Genomic DNA, 15,216 nt, shown 5'->3' on the forward strand with positions numbered 1-15,216 from the left:
TACAAGGATGAGACGCGCTGTTGTGCGTCTCTACATAAATATTAAAAAGACAACTTTAAACAGTTGTCTTTTTTTTGTTTTAAACCAAAAACTCTAAATCTCTGTATCTTTGAACCTTTGCACCTTTGTACCTTTAAAAAAGAAGCTATTCTTAACTAATGTTTAACAAACGTTCCGTAGTTATATTTAGTAAGAATTATTAACTATGTGTTTCAAAACCAAGACAATGATTACAAAAAAAAATGGCCTTCTTTTTTTTCTTCTTTTCATAACCTTAACCTCGTTTTCTCAGGAAAAATTTACTTTAAGCGGAACCATAACTGATTATAAAAATAATGAAACCTTAATTGGAGTAAACATCTATATTCCGGCTTTAAAAATTGGAACCACAACCAATGAATATGGTTTTTATTCAATTACTATTCCCAAAGGAGAACATGAAATCGAAATAAGTTCTCTTGGTTATCAAACCATACAAAAAAGGATTACTTTAAATCAAAATACAAAAACCAATTTTGCCATTAACGAAAGTGGTGAAGAACTACAAGAAGTTGTAATTACTGATAATAGAAGAAAAATCAACATCAAATCACCGGAAATGAGTACCAATAAACTTTCTATTGCTACTATCAAGAAAATGCCGGTGGTTATGGGTGAAGTCGATGTTTTGAAATCAATTTTATTGCTTCCCGGAGTTACAAATGCCGGCGAAGGCGCTTCCGGATTTAATGTTCGCGGTGGTGGTGCAGATCAAAACCTGATATTACTAGACGAGGCAACTATTTTTAATTCATCGCATGTTTTTGGATTTTTCTCAGTTTTCAATCCTGATGCCATAAAAGATTTAAAACTGTATAAAGGAGGAATTCCCGCTCGCTATGGCGGAAGAGCTTCTTCTGTTTTAGATATTTATCAAAAAGACGGAAACAGTAAAGAATTTCATGTAAACGGAGGAATTGGTCTGGTTTCAAGCCGAATTCTTGCCGAAGGACCTTTGGTAAAAGATAAAGGTTCATTTTTGATTGGAGGAAGAGCTTCTTATGCTCATTTATTCTTAAAACTATCCGAAAAGAACAAAGATAACGCTGCTTATTTCTATGACTTAAACACCAAATTAAGTTATAAACTAAACGACAATAACAGCTTATACTTATCAGGTTATTTTGGTCGTGATGTTTTTAGTTTGAATAAAAGTTTCACGAATACTTACGGAAACTCGACTTTAAACCTGCGTTGGAATCATTTATATTCGGATAAATTATTTGCCAATTTGTCTTTAATATATAGTGATTATTATTACGGACTTGACTTAAATTTTGTGGGATTCAAATGGGATTCTGGAATCAAAAATTACAACATCAAGTACGATTTCAAAAACTACATTTCAGATAAATTCAAACTTAATTATGGTTTAAACGGAATTTATTACGAATTCAATCCGGGAACGATTAAACCAACTGATGCTGAATCTGGAATTAATCCGGATCAATTAGACAAAAAATATGCTTTTGAACCTTCCGCTTATATTGAAGCCGAAAACCAACTTTCAAAAAAAATCACCGTTTCTTACGGATTGCGTTATAGTTTATTTTATCGTTTAGGAGCTTCAACCATCAATTACTATGACAATAACGAGGCCGTAGTTTTCAATACAGATATGGAGATTTACGAAAAAGGAACTCCAACTTCGACTAAATATTATGGCAAGAATAAAGTGATTCAGACCTATAATAACTTAGAACCGAGATTTGCCGTTTCGTATCAGCTAAATGACGATCAATCGATCAAAGCCAGTTATAACCGCATGGCACAATATCTTCAATTAATTTCAAACACCTCATCTCCTACTCCGCTAGATGTTTGGATGCCAAGTGATAATTATATCAAACCACAAATCGCTGATCAGGTAGCTTTGGGTTATTTCAAAAACATCCGTAACGGAGCTTATTCATTAGAAGTAGAAACCTATTATAAAAAAATCCAGAACAGACTCGATTATATTGATGGCGCCGATTTAATTGCAAATGATGCCATTGAGCAAGTAATTCTAAACGGGCGAATGCGTGCTTATGGTCTGGAAATTATGCTAAAGAAAAACGAGGGCAAATTCAACGGATGGATTTCATACACTTTGTCAAAATCAGAGCAACAAACTCCGGGAAGAACTCCTGAAGAAACTGGTATCAACAATGGTCAATGGTACAGTTCTGCTTATGACAAAACACATAATCTGGCGGTAACATCAGCTTATAATTTAAACGAAAAATGGTCTTTTGGTGCTAACTTTGCTTTACAATCCGGTCAGCCTGTTACGTATCCAAACGGACAATATGAATATTTAGGTATTACGGTTCCGAGTTATGGATTGCGAAACGAAAATCGTCTACCGGCCTATCACCATTTAGATGTTTCGGCGACTTTGACACCTCGAACAAATAAAGGCAGAAACTGGAAAGGCGAATGGGTTTTTAGTATTTACAATTTATACAATCGTCAGAATGCGGCTTCTATCAATTTCCGCCAGAATGTTGACACTGGCTCAAATGAAGCGGTTCAAACATCCATTTTTGGAATTGTACCCGCTGTTAGTTATAATTTTAAATTTTAAAACCATTTTCTTTCAAAGAAATAAAAGATATAATATGAAAAAAGCAACCTTATTAATCGTGTTTTTCATGTCACTTTTCTTCACAAGTTGCGAAGAAGTTGTTGATGTAGATTTAGATACAGCACCGCCAAAATTAGTAATTGAAGCCGCTATCAATTGGGAAAAAGGAACTACTGGAAATGAACAAACAATAAAGTTAACTACAACAACTGGTTATTTTGAAAACGTAATTCCAACTGTTTCCAGTGCAATTGTTTATATAGAAAATAGTCATAACGAAAAATTTAATTTTATAGAAGTTAAAAAAACAGGTCGATATGTATGTATTAATTTCACACCCGTAATTGATGAACAATACAAATTGACCGTAATTAGTAGAGGAAATAGGTACAACGCAACTGAAACTTTAAAATCAGTAGCGCCCATTACCCGAATAGAGCAAAATAACGAAGGTGGGATTACAGGAACTGATATTGAACTTAGAGCCTTTTATAATGACCCGGGTGACGCAGACAATTATTATCTTTACAAATATCTTTACTCTAACAAAGTAACGTCTACTTTTTATGTTGATGAAGACAAGTTCTACCAAGGAAATGAATTTTTCAGCAAATCAGATGACGATGATTTAGAAATTGGAAATACCATTGAAATAACCCATTTCGGAATTTCAAAACAATACTATAATTATATGACTATTTTGGTCAGTATTGCCGGAAGTAATGTTGGCGGCCCGTTTCAATCGCCGCCTGCAACCGTAAAAGGAAATATTATCAATGTAACTAATAAAGAAAATTATCCATTAGGGTACTTTTCACTTTGTGAAACCGATACAAAAAAATACATAATCAAATAATTGAAGAAAAAATATGGAAGCTCAAATCAAAACTTTGACCGAAAAAAAACTCATTGGCAAGTACATTGACATGTCGTTTATAGAGAATAAAACTTTTCAATTATGGAATGGTTTTATGCCAAGAAGAGAAGAAATTAAAAATGCCCTGAATTCGAATTTATATTCCCTTGAAGTTTTTCCGGTTGGGCATTTTGATAATTTTGAACCCGGCAATACTTTCGAAAAATGGGCGGCAGTAGAAGTTTCAAATTTTAATGAGATTCCATCAGAAATGGAAACTTTAGTAATTCCCGATGGATTATATGCCACTTTTATACACAAAGGCCCAGCAAGCGAAGGACACAAAACCTATCATTCCATTTTTGTAGAATGGCTTCCAAGCTCTGATTACACAATTGACGAAAGACCACATTTTGCCGTAATGGATGAAAAATACAAAAAAGACGATCCCGACTCTGAAGAAGAAATCTGGATTCCGATAAAAAATAAAGCTTAATACTTTTGTGCCACAGATTTAATAAATTAAATCTGTGGCACAAATAAAACCAGAAACATCATGCTAATAGAAACCTTAAAATCACTTTTTGATCGAGATCTCAACAAATTAAAACTCGAAATAGAATCGTATCAAAACGAAAGTCAGATTTGGGCAATTGACAAACAAATTTCCAATTCAGCCGGAAATCTTTGTCTACACCTTATGGGAAACATCAATCTATATATTGGAAATCAACTTGGCAAAACAGACTATGCTCGAGATCGCCCCTTAGAGTTTTCTCTTAAAAATGTTCCACAATCTGAATTAATTGCTAAAATAGAAAACACCATTTTGGTTGTAGATAAAACACTCGACAGTTTATCTGTCAAAGATTTAGAAGAGATTTATCCCTTAATTGTTTTCGAAAAAGAAATGACTACAGGCTTTTTTCTTGTACATCTTTCCACACATTTAGCCTATCATTTAGGGCAAATCAACTATCACAGAAGATTATTAGATTCTACGAACTAACTTATAAATGCCCTCGAATTGAGGGCATTTTTTATGGTAAAAAACAAATCTCTTAAACCTCAACATATGTAAATGTTCAAGAATTAGAATTAAGCAACCTTTGCCAATACTTAATTCAAAATTTAGAGACATGAAACACTTACTTCTTACCTTACTTTTCTTTTCTGCATTTGCTGTAAAAGCCCAAACTTTCAAAAATCCAGCATCATTATTTGATCCAACGCCTTATGGTTTTAGTCACGCCTCCTCTGTTTCGACACCTGGTGAACTCGTTTACATTTCCGGACAAAGCGGTGGATCAGGAAAAGAGCATATATTAAGCAACAGTTTTAGAGAACAAACGCAAACTGCCTTGCAAAATATCGTAACAGTTCTCGACAGTTACAACCTAAAACCAGAAAATGTCATAAAAATAACGATTCTAATCGTAGACCATTCCTCTGAAAAATTAAAAATTTGGAACGAAGAAATCAACAAAGTCTGGAAAAACAAACCATTTCCTGCAAGCACATTAATTCCCGTTTCAAAACTGGCCATCGACGGAATGTTAATCGAAGTTGATGCAACAGCTTTTAAAACAACAAAATAAAAATATTTCACCATTAAGAGATTAAGAAAAATTAAGCTTTGTCCTTAATGAAACTTAATCTCTTAATGGTGAAAAAAAGACAAAGCAAAAAAATCTAAAATCTAAAATCTAACCTCTACAATCCTTTCCTTTCGTACATTTGCAGCACATTTCAAATCAAGCATCAAAATGTCTTCACACCATATCGTACGCGACGACCAGGAACCAGCCTTAATTATTGCAAACGGAGCAGCATGTAATCCAGAGTTATTAGGACAATTGTTAGAATGGTCACCATTAGTAGTTGTACTCGATTCTGCTATCGAAAGAGTAATAGAATTAGATATAAAAGTCGATGTTCTTCTAGGAGATTTCGATCGTGGTTTTGATCCCGAAATTTACAAAACGTCACAATATCCAATAGAAATTGTACATACTCCGGACCAAAACAAAACCGATCTGGAAAAAGCCTTCGATTACTTAATCGAAAGAAAAATTCCGGCTGTAAATGTAGTTTGGGCAACCGGAAAACGCGCCGATCATACCATTACAAACCTTACCAATATCGTTCGTTATCGCGATTTACTAAAAATTGTGATACTCGACGATCATTCAAAAATATTTTTACTGCCTAATAAATTTGAAAAATGGTATACCGCCAAAACGCCAATTTCCCTAATTCCAATTGGAGTTGTAAACGGTATTAATTCGAACAATTTAGAATATCCATTACAAAACGACACCTTAACAATTGGTTACAGAACTGGCAGCAGCAATTCAGTTGCACAAGATGGTCTGGTTACCATTACACATACTAACGGCGATTTATTGCTAATGGAATGCATGGATTAAAGAAATCCAAGAATTTCAAAGAATTATTGGAATTTGGAATTTGAAGATTGGAATTTAAAATTTAGAATTTCCAGGAGCTATTTCCTGCTGTCCACTATATCTTTTCCTGGCTAAAGGAGCCAGAAAAAGGATGCCGTTCCCATCAGGGCTAGAACGATCGTTTTTATAATTACCTCTTTCTCCAAAAGGAATGACTATCTTTGCACGGAAATTCAGAAAAATGAAAGAAATAGACAATTCCGAAAAAAGTATATTACATCCTAGAAATCTTCATCGCTCACGCTATGATTTCGAACTTCTTATTGCGAATTGTCCTGAATTAAAATCGCAAGTCGCCATAAATGTTCACGGAATTGAAACTATTGATTTCAGCAATCCTATTTCGGTAAAATTGCTCAACAAAGCATTATTGCAAACTTACTATGATATCCAAAATTGGGATATTCCTAAAAATTATCTTTGCCCTCCAATTCCCGGACGAGCCGATTATATTCACTATCTGGCCGATTTACTAGCCGAAACCAACAACGGAATTATTCCGCAAGGTTCAGCAGTTCTAGGTCTGGATGTAGGAACAGGTGCAAATTGTATTTATCCAATTTTAGGAAATGCAATTTACGATTGGGGTTTTGTAGGTACCGATACTGACGAAAAAGCAATCGAAAATTGCAGTAAAATAATTGAAGCCAATCCGAAATTAATTGACGCTATAAGTTTACAGCAACAAACCGAATCGCGTTTTATCTTCAAAAATATCATCACACCCGAAGACCGTTTTACCTTTACAATGTGTAATCCGCCGTTTCATTCTTCTGCCGAAGATGCCAACCAAAGTACCGTGCGTAAAGTTTCTAACTTAAATCCAAAAGAGAAAAAGAAACTAAATCCAGTTCTAAATTTTGGAGGTCACAATGCCGAATTATGGTGCGATGGTGGCGAAATTGGTTTTGTAACTCAAATGATCTATGAAAGCGCAAAATTTGCCATGCAGTGTTTATGGTTCACAACATTAGTTTCAAAAAGAGATAATTTGTCAAGCATTTATAAAACATTAAATAAAGTAAATGCCGCATCCATCAAAACAATCGATATGGCGCAGGGTCAAAAAACAAGCCGAATTGTAGCCTGGACTTTTATGAGCGAAAGTCAGCAAAAATCATTCAAACTTTAAGATTCTTAAACGATATTTTAATTTATTGTTTTGTAACTTCGTGTAAATTACGTGAATATGAACACTCTTGAACTTAGAAATATTTTGATTTCTGAAATTGAAAAAATCGATGATGATAGCTTTTTATCAGCATTAAAAACTATTTTGGACAGTCGAAAACCTTCTCCTAAAAATTATTCAGAACAATATAATGAAGAACTAAAAATTGCTGAAGAAGATATTCAAAGCGGCAATTTTTATAGTCATAATGATGTTAAGGATAAAATAGAGCAATGGAAAAAGAAATAATTTGGTCTATTACTGCTCAAAATCAGCTTGAAAAAATTTACTTCCATTATTTAAAGAAACTAAAAGCAAAAACATTCCCAATAAAGTAATTGATATTATTTATAATTCAGTCAGCATTTTAAGTACCAATTGGGAAATTTACGAATTAGATGAAATGAAAATTTCAAATAACGGAGATTATCGTGCTTACGAAATTTACAGCTATAGAATATCTTATAAAGTCAAATCTAAAGAAATTCATATTTTAAGAATTAGACATACAAGTCGAAATCCTAAAAAACTATAATTCTACTTTATAAAACACCTTCGAAGTTTATCCAAACTTTGTCAAACAACTGATTTTCAGAATCAAATCATTTATTTATTATTATTTTTGGTAAATTTACTATAAAAGCAATTAATAAATTATGGCTGATTATATTGGTTACCTCGCATCATTTTTTATAGTCGGAGGTTTTCTGTTGAAAGATCTCAGAACAATCCGATTTATTAATATGTTTGGATGTATTTGTTTTGTCCTTTATGGTATCTTTTTGAAAGATTATGAAGATTTCAGTCAATGGCTTTTACCTGTTATTATTCCAAATGCTATTTTAGCAATCGTACAAATCTATCATCTGACCGTAAAAGATCCTAAGAGATTGTAATTCTGACACTTTAAACTAAAGCCCTGATATTGAATCTGTGTTATTCTTCGTATCTTTAAAGTAAATTGAATTACATGAGTACGATAAAAACACTTTCCATAGTTATACTATTTGTTTTGCTTGCAGGTTGCGCTTCTTCTAAAAAAGCAAAATTTGAGGATTATGTTTTCGATACCAAATCCGAAAAGCAAGCCTATTTAAGTTCCTATGACAAAGCTTTAAAACTTTGGGATATTCCCTATTCTGAAGAGAATATAAAAACCAGCTTGGGAACTGCACATATTATAATCGCGGGTCCACAAAACGGAAAAGATCTGGTTCTACTCCACGGAATGGACGCCAGCTCAACTATGTGGTATCCTAATATTAAAGCTTTAGCTAAAAACCATCGTATTTATGCCATCGATTTTTTAATGGAACCCGGCAAATCGACCTTAACAGCAAAAGCACTTTCAACAGACGAAATAATAATCTGGTACAACGAAATCTTCACACATTATAAATTAAAGAAATTTGACCTGGTAGCGGCTTCTCGCGGCGGATGGATTGCGACTTTATTGGCTACTCAAAAAACAAACTCAATTGACAAAGTAGTTTTACTAAGTCCTGCTCAAACCTTTAAATTTATTGATAAAGTAAGAAAATCATCTTCGGCATTACTGCTAAAACTATTTCCGAGTCAAAAGAAATTCGAAAAAACATTAGTAACATTTTCTACACATCCGGAAAAAATTAACCCTATTTACAAAAGACAATTTTATCTTGCCAATAAATATGCAAAGTCAAATTCAAGCATGCTGAAAATGACACCTTTTTCAGATAAAGAACTAGAATCAATTAACAATCCCGTTTTGGTTTTAATAGGCGATCATGACGTTATTAATTCTGAAGAAAGCATAGAACGTGCACAAAAAGATTTACCAAATTGTAAAACCAAAATAGTCAAAGACGCAGGGCATTTTTTATCCATAGATCAATCAAAAATTGTAAATGATGCAATGATTGATTTCCTAGATTAGGTAAAATAAGAGCGGTGATTTTTGCCGCGAATTTCACAAATTCTCACAAATTAAATTTTAAACGCAATACAATTAGTGAAAATTTGTGAAATTCGTGGCAACCCTTTTTTATCTTTTTTATAGAATCCAAACTTTGTATCTTTACAAAACTAATCTTTCATCATCCAAAAATGAATTTCCAAGTATCCTCAGAGTATAGTCCAAAAGGTGATCAGCCACAAGCTATTGAAAAACTTTCGCAAGGTATTGTAGACGGCGAAAAATATCAGACATTATTAGGAGTTACCGGATCCGGAAAAACATTTACTGTTGCCAATGTCATACAGGAAGTTCAAAAACCAACTTTAGTTTTGGCTCACAACAAAACTCTGGCGGCGCAATTGTATTCAGAATTCAAACAATTTTTCCCGAATAACGCTGTTGAATATTTCGTTTCTTACTACGATTATTACCAACCCGAAGCTTTTATGCCTGTAACAGGGGTTTTTATCGAAAAAGATTTATCTATCAACGAAGAGCTTGAAAAAATGCGTTTAAGCACCACTTCTTCTCTACTTTCCGGGAGAAGAGATATTTTGGTTGTCGCATCAGTTTCTTGTTTGTATGGTATTGGAAACCCTGTAGAATTTCAGAAAAACGTAATTGAAATTTCGAGAGATCAGGTAATTTCCAGAACAAAATTATTACACAGTTTAGTACAAAGTTTATACGCCAGAACCGAAGCCGATTTTACACCCGGAACCTTCAGAATCAAAGGCGACACCGTAGAAGTTTATCCAAGTTATGCAGATGATGCTTTTAGAATTCACTTTTTTGGAGATGAAATCGAAGAAATAGAATCCTTTGACGCAAAGACTTCTCAGGTTATCGAAAAATTTAAAAGACTGACTATTTATCCCGCCAATATGTTTGTGACTTCTCCGGATGTTTTACAAGGTGCTATTTGGGAAATTCAACAGGATTTAGTCAAACAAGTCGATTATTTTAAAGAAATCGGAAAACATCTCGAAGCAAAACGTTTGGAAGAACGAACCAATTTTGACTTAGAAATGATTCGCGAATTAGGATATTGCTCTGGAATCGAAAACTATTCAAGATATCTTGACGGAAGAGAAGCCGGTACAAGACCATTCTGTTTATTAGACTACTTCCCTGACGATTATTTAATGGTTGTCGACGAAAGTCACGTAACCATTTCACAAGTTCACGCCATGTATGGAGGCGATCGCAGCCGAAAAGAAAATCTGGTAGAATATGGTTTCCGCTTACCTGCAGCAATGGACAACAGACCTTTGAAATTTGAGGAATTCGAAGCCATGCAAAATCAGGTAATTTATGTATCTGCAACTCCAGCCGATTATGAATTGCAAAAAACAGATGGTATTTATGTCGAGCAGGTAATTCGTCCAACAGGATTATTAGACCCAATTATAGAAATCAGACCAAGTTTGAATCAAATTGATGATTTGATTGAGGAAATTCAGGTGCGTTGTGAATTAGACGAAAGAGTTTTGGTTACGACTTTGACCAAAAGAATGGCCGAAGAATTAGCCAAATATTTGACTAAAGTAAATATTCGTTGTCGATACATTCACTCTGATGTTGATACACTGGAACGTATCGAAATCATGCAGGATTTACGAAAAGGTATTTTTGATGTTTTAATTGGAGTAAACTTACTTCGTGAAGGTCTTGATTTACCAGAAGTTTCCCTTGTTGCAATTCTTGATGCCGACAAAGAAGGTTTTCTTCGTAGTCACAGATCTTTGACACAAACTATTGGTCGTGCAGCGAGAAACTTAAACGGAAAAGCGATTATGTATGCCGATAAAATTACGGCAAGTATGCAAAAAACAATCGATGAAACGAATTATAGAAGAACCAAACAGATTAATTACAACGTAGAAAACGGTATTACGCCACAAGCTTTAAACAAGAAAATCGATAGTGCTTTTACTAAAAATCCGTTAGTAGAATATGAACTAGGACATACTTTGTCTATGGCTGCCGAACCAGAAACAGCTTATTTATCAAAAGGTGATTTAGAAAAAATGATTCGGGAAAAACGTAAATCAATGGAAAAAGCAGCTAAAGAGTTAGACTTTTTACAAGCGGCAAAATTACGCGACGATATTAAAAAACTTCAGGAACAATTGCCTTAATTGTGCTGTTCCTGAAAAACTTTCAATAAAACTTTAGGGTCAATCATGGCGTTTGGAGCTTTTTTCATCAAGTCTAAAACACGTTTTACAGCACCAGGATTTAGTCCCATTTCAATCGCAATTTGTTGAATTGCTGTCGCTTCTTTTTCATGCAAAACACCATCGCAATGCATAATCAAAGCCAATCTGTAAAATTGCTGAATACGCTGAAATTCTGATTTTATAATTACAAACTCATTTTCCTGATGGAATAAATCTTTAAAAACAGACAATTCTATATTCAATTCCTGCGCAACAAGCCACAAAAAATCATATTCTCTTTTATGCAGTTTGCCGTCAACGGTAGAAAAAGCAATCATTTCTAAAAGTAAACTTCTCTTTTCTGTTTCGGTATTCATCAATTTATTATTTTTAGCTAAATTATTGTTTTTAAATCTAAAACGCAAAAGAACTCATGATTCGAGTATTCTTCTTTTCTATTTTTATTTGGATGACTTTTGTTGGAAATGCGCAGCAAAGTACAGCTTCAAAAAACGTATCTACTTTTTCTATTGAAGCACCTCAATTAAACACAACCAAAAAAATCTGGATCTATCTCCCTGAAAATTATTCGGCTACAGCCAAAAAAAAATACAGCGTAATTTATATGCAGGATGCTCAGAATTTATTTGACGCTAAAACTTCCTACGTTGGCGAATGGAACGTCGATGAAAAACTGGACAGCTTAAAAGCACAAGTAATTGTGGTGGGAATCGAACATGGAAACGACAAACGCATAGACGAATTAACGCCTTATAAAAATGAAAAATACGGCGGTGGAAAAGCCGATAATTATGTAGATTTTATTGTAAAAACATTAAAACCTTATATCGATAAAAGCTACAGAACCAAACCAAAAGCCAAAAACACAATCATAATGGGAAGTTCGCTTGGCGGATTATTATCTTATTATGCCGCTTTGAAATATCCTGATGTCTTTGGGAAAGTTGGCGCTTTTTCGCCTTCTTTTTGGTTTTCAAATGATATTTATACCTTAACAGAACAAGCGCCTAAAATCAAAACAAAAATTTATTTTTTATGTGGAGATAAAGAAAGTGATGATATGGTAAAAGATATAACCAAAATGGAACGTTTATTAGATACAAAACGCTGTTACTGTTTGCATCTTACCAAATCTAAGATTGTAAAAGGCGGCGAACATAACGAAAAACTTTGGCGTGATGGTTTTGCAAAAGCAGTGCTTTGGCTAGGTTATTAAATTAAAAAAATCAGAAACATTATGGAACTTATTTTAAGGGAATACAATCTAAAACTAAAACATACTTTTACTATTTCGAGAGAATCGATTGATTTTCAGCCTTCCTTAATTGTTGAACTCAAAAATGATGGTTTTTCAGGTTTTGGAGAAGCAACTTCAAATCCGTATTACAAAACTACGGTTCCAATGATGATACAGGATTTAGAAGAAATCAGAAGCATTATTGAAGCTACAGACAATGAAACTCCTGATGAATTTTGGGCAAAAATGCATCCGTATTTAAAAGATGATATGTTTGCTTTATGCGCTTTAGATTTGGCTTATAATGATTTGTACGCGCGCAAAAAAGGCAAGAAATTATACGAATTATGGAATTATACTACCGAAAGAAATCCGCTTACAGATTATACCATTGGGATCGCTTCTATAGATAAAATGGTTTCGAAAATGCAGGAACTTCCCTGGCCTATTTATAAAATCAAACTCGGAACTAAAGAAGATATTGCAATCGTAAAAGAACTCCGAAAACATACTAATGCCATTTTTCGAATTGATGCTAATTGTGGCTGGGGCGTTGATGAAACGATAAATAATGCCATTGAATTAAAAAAACTTGGTGTTGAATTTCTAGAACAACCCATGAAAGCTGATAATTGGGAAGCACACAAAGAAGTTTTCAAACATTCGGTCTTACCTATAATTGCTGACGAAAGCTGCATTATTGAAGAGGACGTTGCAAAATGTCACAATCATTTTCATGGCGTAAATGTAAAACTGGTAAAATGCGGCGGACTAACTCCGGGAAAACGTATGATTGAAGAAGCTAGGAAACTAGGTTTAAAAACAATGGTGGGTTGTATGACGGAATCGACGGTTGGAATTTCGGCAATTGCGCATTTACTCCCACAATTGGATTATGTTGATATGGATGGTGCATTGCTTTTGGCACAAGATATTGCAACGGGCGTAACGATTAAAAATGGTGTTATCCATTATTCTGAACTTAACGGAACAGGAGTTACTTTAATCTAAGTCTTATGAATGTCAATCAATTTCCGGATAGAATTATCGAAATCGACCACGAACAGTATTTGTATTTTGGCGGAACGGCTTATTTGGGATTACCAACAAATAAGGCTTTTCAGGAATTGGTTATCAAAAATATTCGGACTTGGGGAACGACTTACGGAAGTTCGAGAAGCGCCAATATAAAACTCACTGCTTTTGAAAATGGTGAAAATTTTCTAGCCAAATACACAAAAGCCGAAAGCGCTGTTACCGTTTCCTCCGGAATGCTGGCAGGAAAACTGGTAATTGAGCAATTGAAAAAACAAACAGATTCGTTCTTTCATTTTCCGCACAATCATCCTGCCATTCAAGTAAACAATAGTTTACCCGTATTTGTAAATGATACGATAAACCCGCGATTATTAGATTCTAAATCAGAGAAAATTACCATTTTGACTGATGCGGTTACAGGCTTTCAAACTCAGGCAATTGATTTATCTGTTTTAAAGCAAATTCCGAATCATAAAGAAATTACTTTAGTTATTGATGAATCGCATTCTCTTGGTATTTTAGGTAAAAATGGCTGCGGAATTTATTCGGAAATCAATCTTCCTATTAAGAGAAAAATTATGGTTTCTTCTTTGGGAAAGGCTTTTGGTTTAACGGGTGGCGTAATTGCAAGTGATGCTTCTTTTATCAATCAAATACATCATTTAAGCACTTTTGTATCTGCCGCCGGAATGAATCCAGCTTTTGTACAAACAATAGCTGATGCTGCCGATATTTATAAAATACAACATCAAAAATTACTTAAGAATCTAAATTATATTGATACAATATTAATTAAAAACAACGCTGTCAAATTCAACAAAACGTATCCTTTAATTTATTTAAAAAATGGGAATCTTATCGAAATATTGAAAGCTAATAAAATCATTATTGCCAGTTTTAAATATCAGGAACAAGCAGAAAATCTAAACAGAATTGTAATTACGACTAATCATCTTAAAGAAGATTTAGATAAATTAATTGGTGTTTTAAACGGCTATAATTCTAAATCAAAATAAAAAAGTTAGCCACGAATTACACAAATTTTCACGAATTAAATTTTAAACCCAACGCAATTAGTGAAAATTCGTGAAATTCGTGGCAAAAAAACTTCCGCCAGTTCAATAAATTGTATTCAAATTAGTTTTAAAACGTACCTTTGTAAAAAATTAAACGATGACGAACAACGATATCCTAAAAAAACTTCGCGTGGCTTTGATGCTCCGTGACGACCAAATAGTTGAAATTTTAGAATTAGTAGATTTTAGAATTACAAAATCAGAATTGGGAGCTTTTTTTAGAGCCGAAGATCATGAAAATTACATGGAATGTGGTGATCAGGTTTTGCGTAATTTCTTAAACGGATTAGTAATTCATTTAAGAGGTACAAAAGAAAATCCTAAAAACCCAAATGACGTTTTAGCGAAACATAAAGCTGAAATTCCAAAGAAAGATAACACTAAAGAAAGACCTGAGTTTAAAGCAAGCCCTAAAGATTCTGAAAGAGCAAGAGGCGATAAAGCACCTTCTAAATCTGGTCCTGCAGCTAAAAAACCTAAAAAGAAAGAATTCCCTAAAGGAAATGGAAAAACATCTGTTGTAGAAAAAGTGGTTTACAAAAACGGAAAAAATAAAAAATAATTTAACCGCAAAGGACGCTAAGATTTACGCAGAGTTTGCAAAGTTTTTTTGCCACGAATTCACGAATTATTTCCTAATCTT

Annotated in this window: 17 protein-coding genes; 16 read left to right on the forward strand and 1 reads right to left on the reverse strand. The window is 33.7% G+C overall.

Annotated elements, in window-relative coordinates:
• Positions 1-226: 226 nt before the first annotated feature.
• The 12 genes from LPB88_RS18420 (at position 227) to uvrB (ending at position 11,180) form a co-directional block, all read left to right on the forward strand.
• Positions 227-2,608 (forward strand): TonB-dependent receptor, encoded by a 2,382-nt coding sequence (locus LPB88_RS18420; protein WP_230717117.1) that lies wholly within the window; start codon positions 227-229, stop codon positions 2,606-2,608.
• 34 nt (positions 2,609-2,642) lie between these two features.
• The gene (locus LPB88_RS18425; protein ID WP_230717118.1) at positions 2,643-3,464 is read left to right on the forward strand and encodes a DUF4249 domain-containing protein; all 822 of its coding nucleotides are present in this window, start codon (positions 2,643-2,645) and stop codon (positions 3,462-3,464) included.
• Positions 3,465-3,477: 13 nt separating this feature from the next.
• Entirely contained in the window at positions 3,478-3,960 is a 483-nt protein-coding gene (locus tag LPB88_RS18430; RefSeq protein ID WP_230717119.1) for a GyrI-like domain-containing protein, read from the forward strand.
• A 60-nt stretch (positions 3,961-4,020) separates the two neighbouring features.
• Entirely contained in the window at positions 4,021-4,473 is a 453-nt protein-coding gene (locus tag LPB88_RS18435) for a DinB family protein (RefSeq protein WP_230717120.1), read from the forward strand.
• 130 nt (positions 4,474-4,603) lie between these two features.
• On the forward strand, positions 4,604-5,062 hold the full coding sequence (locus tag LPB88_RS18440; protein WP_230717122.1) for a RidA family protein: 459 nt from the start codon (positions 4,604-4,606) through the stop codon (positions 5,060-5,062).
• A 168-nt stretch (positions 5,063-5,230) separates the two neighbouring features.
• The gene (locus tag LPB88_RS18445) at positions 5,231-5,893 is read left to right on the forward strand and encodes a thiamine diphosphokinase (RefSeq protein WP_230717123.1); all 663 of its coding nucleotides are present in this window, start codon (positions 5,231-5,233) and stop codon (positions 5,891-5,893) included.
• 220 nt (positions 5,894-6,113) lie between these two features.
• Positions 6,114-7,064 (forward strand): 23S rRNA (adenine(1618)-N(6))-methyltransferase RlmF, encoded by a 951-nt coding sequence (gene rlmF, locus LPB88_RS18450; RefSeq protein WP_230717125.1) that lies wholly within the window; start codon positions 6,114-6,116, stop codon positions 7,062-7,064.
• Between the two features lie 57 nt (positions 7,065-7,121).
• Positions 7,122-7,352: a hypothetical protein gene (locus LPB88_RS18455; protein WP_230717127.1), complete on the forward strand. Its 231-nt coding sequence runs from the start codon at positions 7,122-7,124 to the stop codon at positions 7,350-7,352.
• Positions 7,353-7,488: 136 nt separating this feature from the next.
• A complete protein-coding gene (locus LPB88_RS23890; protein WP_370635877.1) occupies positions 7,489-7,638 on the forward strand; it encodes a type II toxin-antitoxin system RelE/ParE family toxin in 150 nt (49 codons plus the stop codon).
• A 121-nt stretch (positions 7,639-7,759) separates the two neighbouring features.
• On the forward strand, positions 7,760-7,999 hold the full coding sequence (locus tag LPB88_RS18460) for a uroporphyrinogen decarboxylase (protein ID WP_230717129.1): 240 nt from the start codon (positions 7,760-7,762) through the stop codon (positions 7,997-7,999).
• 74 nt (positions 8,000-8,073) lie between these two features.
• The gene (locus tag LPB88_RS18465) at positions 8,074-9,018 is read left to right on the forward strand and encodes an alpha/beta fold hydrolase (protein WP_230717130.1); all 945 of its coding nucleotides are present in this window, start codon (positions 8,074-8,076) and stop codon (positions 9,016-9,018) included.
• 170 nt (positions 9,019-9,188) lie between these two features.
• The gene (uvrB, locus tag LPB88_RS18470; protein ID WP_230717132.1) at positions 9,189-11,180 is read left to right on the forward strand and encodes an excinuclease ABC subunit UvrB; all 1,992 of its coding nucleotides are present in this window, start codon (positions 9,189-9,191) and stop codon (positions 11,178-11,180) included.
• Here uvrB and LPB88_RS18475 read toward each other — a convergent pair.
• On the reverse strand, positions 11,177-11,578 hold the full coding sequence (locus tag LPB88_RS18475; RefSeq protein WP_110836087.1) for an excinuclease ABC subunit B: 402 nt from the start codon (positions 11,576-11,578) through the stop codon (positions 11,177-11,179). The genes uvrB and LPB88_RS18475 overlap by 4 nt on opposite strands.
• Positions 11,579-11,634: 56 nt before the next feature.
• On the opposite strand from LPB88_RS18475, the gene LPB88_RS18480 reads away from it, so the two are divergent.
• The 4 genes from LPB88_RS18480 to LPB88_RS18495 all read left to right on the forward strand — a co-directional run bounded on the left by LPB88_RS18480 (position 11,635) and on the right by LPB88_RS18495 (position 15,135).
• Complete coding sequence (locus tag LPB88_RS18480) at positions 11,635-12,438, forward strand: alpha/beta hydrolase (protein WP_230717133.1); 804 nt, start codon at positions 11,635-11,637, stop codon at positions 12,436-12,438.
• 21 nt (positions 12,439-12,459) lie between these two features.
• Complete coding sequence (locus LPB88_RS18485; protein WP_230717135.1) at positions 12,460-13,470, forward strand: dipeptide epimerase; 1,011 nt, start codon at positions 12,460-12,462, stop codon at positions 13,468-13,470.
• Between the two features lie 5 nt (positions 13,471-13,475).
• Positions 13,476-14,513 (forward strand): aminotransferase class I/II-fold pyridoxal phosphate-dependent enzyme, encoded by a 1,038-nt coding sequence (locus LPB88_RS18490; RefSeq protein WP_230717136.1) that lies wholly within the window; start codon positions 13,476-13,478, stop codon positions 14,511-14,513.
• Between the two features lie 157 nt (positions 14,514-14,670).
• Entirely contained in the window at positions 14,671-15,135 is a 465-nt protein-coding gene (locus LPB88_RS18495) for a DUF1456 family protein (RefSeq protein WP_230717137.1), read from the forward strand.
• Positions 15,136-15,216 lie beyond the last annotated feature (81 nt).

It is taken from the genome of Flavobacterium sp. JAS (assembly GCF_020991455.1).
GTDB lineage: Bacteria > Bacteroidota > Bacteroidia > Flavobacteriales > Flavobacteriaceae > Flavobacterium.

Bases quoted from the DNA above. Each gene is read 5' to 3' on its own strand.
- LPB88_RS18420 (WP_230717117.1), top strand. From the start codon at position 227: ATGATTACAAAAAAAAATGGCCTTCTTTTTTTTCTTCTTTTCATAACC.
- LPB88_RS18425 (WP_230717118.1), top strand. From the start codon at position 2,643: ATGAAAAAAGCAACCTTATTAATCGTGTTTTTCATGTCACTTTTCTTC.
- LPB88_RS18430 (WP_230717119.1), top strand. From the start codon at position 3,478: ATGGAAGCTCAAATCAAAACTTTGACCGAAAAAAAACTCATTGGCAAG.
- LPB88_RS18435 (WP_230717120.1), top strand. From the start codon at position 4,021: ATGCTAATAGAAACCTTAAAATCACTTTTTGATCGAGATCTCAACAAA.
- LPB88_RS18440 (WP_230717122.1), top strand. From the start codon at position 4,604: ATGAAACACTTACTTCTTACCTTACTTTTCTTTTCTGCATTTGCTGTA.
- LPB88_RS18445 (WP_230717123.1), top strand. From the start codon at position 5,231: ATGTCTTCACACCATATCGTACGCGACGACCAGGAACCAGCCTTAATT.
- rlmF (WP_230717125.1), top strand. From the start codon at position 6,114: ATGAAAGAAATAGACAATTCCGAAAAAAGTATATTACATCCTAGAAAT.
- LPB88_RS18455 (WP_230717127.1), top strand. From the start codon at position 7,122: ATGAACACTCTTGAACTTAGAAATATTTTGATTTCTGAAATTGAAAAA.
- LPB88_RS18460 (WP_230717129.1), top strand. From the start codon at position 7,760: ATGGCTGATTATATTGGTTACCTCGCATCATTTTTTATAGTCGGAGGT.
- LPB88_RS18465 (WP_230717130.1), top strand. From the start codon at position 8,074: ATGAGTACGATAAAAACACTTTCCATAGTTATACTATTTGTTTTGCTT.
- uvrB (WP_230717132.1), top strand. From the start codon at position 9,189: ATGAATTTCCAAGTATCCTCAGAGTATAGTCCAAAAGGTGATCAGCCA.
- LPB88_RS18475 (WP_110836087.1), bottom strand. From the start codon at position 11,578: ATGAATACCGAAACAGAAAAGAGAAGTTTACTTTTAGAAATGATTGCT.
- LPB88_RS18480 (WP_230717133.1), top strand. From the start codon at position 11,635: ATGATTCGAGTATTCTTCTTTTCTATTTTTATTTGGATGACTTTTGTT.
- LPB88_RS18485 (WP_230717135.1), top strand. From the start codon at position 12,460: ATGGAACTTATTTTAAGGGAATACAATCTAAAACTAAAACATACTTTT.
- LPB88_RS18490 (WP_230717136.1), top strand. From the start codon at position 13,476: ATGAATGTCAATCAATTTCCGGATAGAATTATCGAAATCGACCACGAA.
- LPB88_RS18495 (WP_230717137.1), top strand. From the start codon at position 14,671: ATGACGAACAACGATATCCTAAAAAAACTTCGCGTGGCTTTGATGCTC.